A 280-nucleotide genomic window follows, 5' to 3' on the forward strand; every position below is an offset into this window, starting at 1 on the left:
GGGTATGCCTGGACGCCCGGAATTCACAGCCCTGAGCAGGTTGAGGGCTGGAAGGCCGTTACCCAGGCGGTGCATGACGAGGGCGGTGTGATTTTCGCCCAGCTGTGGCATGTCGGCCGTGTCTCGCACACCTCGCTGCAACCCGGTGGTGCGCAACCTGTTGCGCCGTCCGCCATTCCGGCGACCAACGTCAAAGTCTTTATCGAAACGGGACCGGGCGAGGGCGCGCTTGTGGAGCCCTCGATGCCGCGGGCGCTGTCCAGTGCCGATGCACGACAGA

Annotated in this window: 1 protein-coding gene; it reads left to right on the top strand. The window is 65.4% G+C overall.

The window, feature by feature from the left end; translation table 11 throughout:
• Positions 1–280: oxidoreductase (locus tag AAEZ09_RS28095; protein WP_502947604.1), on the top strand; the 280-nt coding region annotated here is incomplete at both ends.

It is taken from the genome of Pseudomonas sp. 65/3-MNA-CIBAN-0223, from assembly GCF_040310425.1.
In the GTDB taxonomy this organism is placed as follows: Bacteria; Pseudomonadota; Gammaproteobacteria; order Pseudomonadales; family Pseudomonadaceae; genus Aquipseudomonas; species Aquipseudomonas gregormendelii.